6 protein-coding genes and 1 pseudogene are annotated in these 3,545 nt (G+C 63.3%); 4 read left to right on the top strand and 3 right to left on the bottom strand.

The genetic code is table 11. The annotated features are described in order from the left end of the window. A pseudogene (locus WA702_RS14185) lies at positions 1–206 on the bottom strand (4-hydroxyphenyl-beta-ketoacyl-CoA hydrolase); the annotation flags it as partial. A gap of 282 nt (positions 207–488) precedes the next feature. Here WA702_RS14185 and ykgO point away from each other — a divergent pair. After that, positions 489–614, top strand: coding sequence for a type B 50S ribosomal protein L36 (ykgO, locus tag WA702_RS14190; RefSeq protein ID WP_006611362.1), 126 nt, complete (start codon positions 489–491; stop codon positions 612–614). Positions 615–728: 114 nt separating this feature from the next. Beyond that, positions 729–1,361, top strand: a complete 633-nt coding sequence (locus tag WA702_RS14195; RefSeq protein WP_425111165.1) for a tetratricopeptide repeat protein — start codon at positions 729–731, stop codon at positions 1,359–1,361. Positions 1,362–1,384: 23 nt separating this feature from the next. On the opposite strand, the gene WA702_RS14200 is transcribed toward WA702_RS14195, so the two are convergent. Further along, complete coding sequence (locus WA702_RS14200) at positions 1,385–1,567, bottom strand: hypothetical protein (RefSeq protein WP_425111166.1); 183 nt, start codon at positions 1,565–1,567, stop codon at positions 1,385–1,387. Positions 1,568–1,827: 260 nt separating this feature from the next. Here WA702_RS14200 and WA702_RS14205 point away from each other — a divergent pair, with 260 nt between their 5' ends. Next, positions 1,828–2,799 carry an alpha/beta fold hydrolase gene (locus WA702_RS14205; RefSeq protein WP_425111167.1) on the top strand — a complete coding sequence of 324 codons (972 nt, stop codon included), beginning with the start codon at positions 1,828–1,830 and terminating at the stop codon, positions 2,797–2,799. A 77-nt stretch (positions 2,800–2,876) separates the two neighbouring features. Here the strand turns inward: WA702_RS14205 and cycA are convergent, their stop codons facing one another. Continuing rightward, positions 2,877–3,272: a cytochrome c-550 CycA gene (gene cycA / locus WA702_RS14210; RefSeq protein WP_425111169.1), complete on the bottom strand. Its 396-nt coding sequence runs from the start codon at positions 3,270–3,272 to the stop codon at positions 2,877–2,879. An 88-nt stretch (positions 3,273–3,360) separates the two neighbouring features. On the opposite strand from cycA, the gene WA702_RS14215 reads away from it, so the two are divergent. Beyond that, positions 3,361–3,545: hypothetical protein (locus WA702_RS14215; RefSeq protein ID WP_425111170.1), on the top strand; the 185-nt coding region annotated here is incomplete at its 3' end.

Raw genomic sequence — 3,545 nt, forward strand, 5'->3', positions numbered from 1 at the left:
ACCGCGGCGATGTTCTTGGAGCGATAATAGGCTGCGGTTTCCGGCACGGTCGGCGGGTGCTTGTGCGGCGACTTGAAATAGTCCGCCATCTGCGCCTGGAAATCGTCATAGCCGTCGTCGCCGTGCATGCCGCAGGGCTCCTCGGCATGGGTATGGATGTCGATGGCGACGAATTCGTCGATCTTGGGCAGGGCGAGCTTGGGCATCTCAGGCGTTCCCAGCAGTTGATTATTGGCGTTGCGAATTGATTATACGATATAACGAACTTGGCAATGACGCTTGAGGCGGGCCTGCAACGGCATTTCTGAATGGGTGAAGGGTTCCCGGTCGGTCCGCCAGAGTTAATAAAGGGGCCGTTTCGATTGACATCGACCCGGTCGATAGGTAGAAACCCGCCGTCCCGGGCGGCTCGGTCGCCAGCGGGGAAGAATCGCTATTTGCCACTTTCGGCCTGTCCAACACGGCCTTTTATCGCATCAGGATGTCCCATGAAGGTCCGTAACTCGCTGAAATCGCTGCGTGGCCGCCATCGCGCCAACCGCCTGGTCCGCCGCAAGGGCCGCGTCTACGTCATCAACAAGGTCCAGCGCCGCTTCAAGGCCCGCCAAGGCTAAGGCTTCGAAGTCTGAGGCCGCTTGGTCCTGAAGTCCCCTTTGGCCCGGCCATTCACAGCTGTTTGACGCCACCCTTGCTTTGCAAGGGTGTTGGACTGCGGCTATCCTTTGCGGATGGCATTGAGACTCTCCTGGGCGATTCTGCTCGCCGCGCTCGTCATCTCCGCACCGACGCTTGCTCACGCGCAAGATAATCCGCGCGTGATGCCTCCCAAGCCGAAGCCGCCCGAGGCGCCTGCTAAGCTGCCCAAGGTCGGCGGCGATAAAAGCAAAAATGTTGATTTCCTGTTTGGCGCGCTGAAGGCCGCTCCGGACGAGGCCAGTGCGCGCCATGTCGAAGCGCGTATCTGGGCGGCGTGGACGCAGACGCCGAGCGACACGGTGGCGCTGCTGATGGTGCGCTCGAAGGCCGCGATGGATGCGCACAAGACCGAAATCGCGCTGAAGCTTCTGGACGCCGTGATCAAGCTCAAGCCCGACTATACCGAAGCCTGGAACCGGCGCGCGACGCTGTATTACCTGCAGAACGACTATGGGCGGGCGCTCGCCGACATCCAGCAGGTGCTGGTGCGTGAGCCGCGCCATTTCGGAGCGCTCGCCGGGCTCGGCATGATCATGCAGGACCTCGGCGAGGACAAGCGCGCCCTGGAAGCCTTTCGCAAGGCGCTCGACGTCGATCCGTATCTGGAGAAGGTGCCGGAGCTGGTGAAGACCCTGAGCGAGAAGGTCGAGGGCCGCGACATCTGAGACCGGCAAGCCGCAAGCAACGATCAGTGCACCGCGTGGCGATTGCGCTCGTTGAGGCCATAATGCGCCGCCGCGGCGTAGAGCTGGGCGATCTCTGCCTCGAGATGCTCGTTGACCAAGAGCAGTGCCTTCAGCGCGCCGCGCAAATCGCCGTTGCAGCTGGCGACGATCTCGTCGATCGCGGTCTCGCTTGATTGGAAACTCATCTGATACCCCCTCAACTACCTGCAGGTCCAAACCCGGCGCCCGATCCAGTTTGCTGCGCGTCCCGGTGATGGATCGGAGCCGCGAGTGATTCACGGCGTTTGCCCACGTCGGTGAGAAAAAGTCTCGACCATGGTTATAAAAAGGCCGACGACGTCGTGATGACACGGTCTGCGCGATGGTTCGGCAGGCCGGGCGGCCAACGCCGCAACCTTTCCTGGCCGGGTTCGTATCTGGTCGGGTGGCAGGCAGAAAAATCCTCATGATTTCAATGTTGTTCGTGGGCATTCTGGCGCTGCTGGCGCTGGTCACGCAGGTCGGCGTTTTGGTGATCGAGCGGCGCTATCCGGCACCGGGGCGGGCGATCGAGATCGACGGTGCAACCATCAATCTTGTGGATATCGGCCCGAAAAATGCAGGCCAGCCGCCGCTGCTCTTGATCCATGGCGCGAGCTCGAACCTCGCAGCGATGCGCCCCCTCGGTGATCTCTTGGCCGCACAGGGCCGTCGTGTCCTGCTGGTCGACCGTCCCGGCCATGGCTGGAGCCGGCGCGCGCATCTCGGCGATTCCACCCCGGCAGCCCAGGCGCGGATGCTGAACCAGGCCCTCGCGGAGATCGGCGTCGGGCCTATCGTTCTCGTGGTGCATTCCTGGAGCGGCGCGCTCGGCACGCGGATGGCGCTGGATTTTCCGGACCGGGTGGCCGGCCTGGTCATGCTGGCGCCTGTGACCCATCCGTGGCGCGGCGGGGTCGGCCGCTACAACAAGGCCGTTACCGTGCCGCTGCTCGGGCCGTTGCTGGCATACACGATCACGTTGCCGCTCGGACTCGCGCTGCTCGCTCCAGGCGCCCGCGGCGTCTTCCTGCCGCAGGCGATGCCGGAGGGCTTCATCGACCGCAGCGCCACGCCGCTGCTGCTGCGGCCGCGCGAATTTCTCGCCAATGCCCACGATCTCGTGACCCTGAAGCCGGCCGTGATGTCGCAGATGCAGCGCTATGGCGACATCGGCTGCCCGGTCACGGTGATCTCCGGCGAGGCCGACCGCACCGTCTTCACCGATATCCATTCGCGCGCCTTCGCCAAGGCCGTGCCGCAGACCCGGCTGATCGTGCGGCCGGGTCTCGGCCATATGGTGCAGGACGCGGAGCCCGCGCTGATCGCCGCCGAGATCTCCCGCATGGTCGCCGGAATCGGGCGCATGCCCGCAGAGGCTGATACGTTCGTGAAATGAAAAAGCCCCGGAGCGATCGCCCGGGGCTTTGACGTGAGACACGGCGCGGCCGTTTCGCCGCGCCGCGATAGCGATGCTTACTTCTTCGGATTGCCGTCCTTGTCGAACGACGAGACATAGGCCCAGAGATTGTTGATCTCGTTCTCGCTCTTGATGCCGGCGAAGGTCATCTTGGTGCCGGGGATCTTGGCCTTCGGGTCCTTGATGTATTCCTTGAACTGGGCCTCGTTCCAGGTGATGCCCGAGTTCTTGTTGGCATCCGTATAATTGTAGTCCGGGGCCGTGCCCGACTTGCGGCCGTCGAGCCCGTTGAGTTCGGGGCCGACCTTGTTCTTGGCGCCCGGGCCGATCGAGTGGCAGGGCAGGCACTTGTTGAACGAGGTCTTGCCGGCAGCGGCGTCCTGCGCCTGCGCCGCTGAGGCAAGCGACGATGCGGCGATGACGACGAGAGCGCTCAAGGTCAGTTTGTTCATGGGTCAGGGCTCTGTGGTTGCGAAACGGAGATGCGCGCCGTTTGTTACACGGCCCTAAGCCTCGCACAAGCTGCGGCGCATCATCAATATGGCCGATCCGCTCGTGGCGCATGCAGTTTGGCAAGGCGTTCTGCGGCCTGTTCAAACCATCACTGTTGTGATTGATATGACACGACAAATCGCGACAGCCGGGAGAGCGACGATGGCGATCATGATGCCCGAGGCGGACCAGACGGTATTGGCGCGCCGGCCGCAAATCGTTGCTGCACTGCG

Source organism: Bradyrhizobium sp., from assembly GCF_049798375.1.
Taxonomy (GTDB): Bacteria; Pseudomonadota; Alphaproteobacteria; order Rhizobiales; family Xanthobacteraceae; genus Bradyrhizobium.

Bases quoted from the DNA above. Each gene is read 5' to 3' on its own strand.
- WA702_RS14195 (WP_425111165.1), top strand. From the start codon at position 729: ATGGCATTGAGACTCTCCTGGGCGATTCTGCTCGCCGCGCTCGTCATC.
- WA702_RS14200 (WP_425111166.1), bottom strand. From the start codon at position 1,567: ATGAGTTTCCAATCAAGCGAGACCGCGATCGACGAGATCGTCGCCAGC.
- WA702_RS14205 (WP_425111167.1), top strand. From the start codon at position 1,828: ATGATTTCAATGTTGTTCGTGGGCATTCTGGCGCTGCTGGCGCTGGTC.
- cycA (WP_425111169.1), bottom strand. From the start codon at position 3,272: ATGAACAAACTGACCTTGAGCGCTCTCGTCGTCATCGCCGCATCGTCG.
- ykgO (WP_006611362.1), top strand. From the start codon at position 489: ATGAAGGTCCGTAACTCGCTGAAATCGCTGCGTGGCCGCCATCGCGCC.